We start from the raw sequence: 1,093 nt of genomic DNA on the forward strand, positions 1-1,093 counted from the left end.
AACACCGAACTGCCATTATGACTCGTTTTAGTAAATCTCAAATTGCGCTGCACTGGCTGACCTTGTTGCTGATCTTACTTGCTTATCTCTCAATTGAGTTTCGTGGGGTGTTTGTAAAAAACTCACCGGCCTATTTGCTAATGCGCGAAATCCACTATAACTGCGGCGTGCTAGTCTGGGCGCTAATGCTAGTACGCATCGTATTGCGCCATTTACTGCCCGATCCCGCTATCATCCCCACACCACCACGCTGGCAACATCTGGCTGCGAAGTTGATGTATCTGGCCCTTTACCTGTGGTTTATCGCCCTGCCTGTTCTTGGTGTATTGCTGATGGCCTATGGGGATAAGAGCTGGTCTTTCCTCGGCTTTCCGATTACGCCGTGGGTCACGCCAGATCCGGCCACAAAATCATTGCTCAAGGAATGGCATGAAACATTGGCCAATATTGGCTATGCGCTCATCGCGCTGCATGCTACGGCTGCGCTCTATCATCATTACATCATCAAAGATAATGCCTTACTGCTCATGATGCCGAAAAAGAAATCATAAGGTAGGGAAATGGCGGAGTACTGCAATACACACTGCGCACAATACCAGCCACCATACGCTAAAAACCTAAAACAAAGCCCGCCGATTGGCGGGCTTTACTCTTATTACTGTAATACACTCTGAAATCGCGTTTCAGCGTCTTATAGCTGCATCACAATGACATGCGGTTAAGCATCAGCCGCCGGCCAATTTCACCTTCATGCCTTTGGCTTCCAGCAGCTGTTTGATCAGATCCCGCTTATCGCCTTGGATTTCAATCACGCCGTCTTTCAACGTACCGCCACAGCCACACTTTTTCTTTAACTCGGCAATCAGTTTGGACAGCTCGGCATCCGGCAAATCAACTCCCGTAATCACGCATACGCCTTTACCTTTACGGCCGCTGGTTTGGCGCTGAATACGAACCACCCCATCCCCTTTCGGGCGGCTAACCACGGGAGCCTCTTCTTTAATTCGCCCCGTTTCGGTCGAATACACCAGACGAGAATTATCATTCATACTTCAGTTGCTCCTGTCCGGATAGCAAAAACAAAGCGCTATTA

Annotated in this window: 2 protein-coding genes; one reads left to right on the forward strand and one right to left on the reverse strand. The window is 49.0% G+C overall.

Translation table 11 applies throughout. From position 1 onward, the window contains the following. Positions 1-17: 17 nt before the first annotated feature. Positions 18-551 carry a cytochrome b gene (locus ACRC27_RS12235; protein ID WP_152109517.1) on the forward strand — a complete coding sequence of 178 codons (534 nt, stop codon included), beginning with the start codon at positions 18-20 and terminating at the stop codon, positions 549-551. A gap of 174 nt (positions 552-725) precedes the next feature. On the opposite strand, the gene yciH is transcribed toward ACRC27_RS12235, so the two are convergent. Next, positions 726-1,049 carry a stress response translation initiation inhibitor YciH gene (yciH, locus tag ACRC27_RS12240; RefSeq protein WP_438639997.1) on the reverse strand — a complete coding sequence of 108 codons (324 nt, stop codon included), beginning with the start codon at positions 1,047-1,049 and terminating at the stop codon, positions 726-728. Positions 1,050-1,093: the final 44 nt, after the last annotated feature.

It is taken from the genome of Plesiomonas sp., assembly GCF_051650925.1.
In the GTDB taxonomy this organism is placed as follows: Bacteria; Pseudomonadota; Gammaproteobacteria; order Enterobacterales; family CAMTGL01; genus Plesiomonas.

Coding starts and splice junctions, on each gene's coding strand:
- ACRC27_RS12235 (WP_152109517.1), top strand. CDS start 18: ATGACTCGTTTTAGTAAATCTCAAATTGCGCTGCACTGGCTGACCTTG.
- yciH (WP_438639997.1), bottom strand. CDS start 1,049: ATGAATGATAATTCTCGTCTGGTGTATTCGACCGAAACGGGGCGAATT.